Annotated in this window: 1 protein-coding gene; it reads right to left on the bottom strand. The window is 65.6% G+C overall.

Going from position 1 to position 282, the window contains the following annotated elements:
• The coding region (locus tag AC0CH8_RS18850) for a hypothetical protein (protein ID WP_465241195.1) at positions 1–282 on the bottom strand (282 nt) is incomplete at both ends.

Below are 282 nucleotides of genomic sequence, written 5' to 3'. Positions count from 1 at the left end.
GGATTAACAACCAGCCCCTTGCCGAACGGCATGCTGCCAGGCCCACCGGCTCGTTCGATCATCGGGCGCAGCAGGAGTTTCTGCGGCCAGGTCTCGGCCTCGAACAACTGGCCACGCAACACCGCGCGGGCTCCGTCGTCGAATGGCACGTCGGCGATTCGCTCGTTCAGCGCGTCACGCAACACGCGCCAGGCTTGCACGGCCGGCACGTCGTAGACCCGCTCCAGGGTGTCGATGATACCGCGCAGATTGACCTGGATGCCCAGCGTCTGCAGCCAGAAC

It is taken from the genome of Sphingomonas sp. AC435 (genome assembly GCF_979253005.1).
This window is presented reverse-complemented; position numbering and strand designations above follow the sequence as displayed.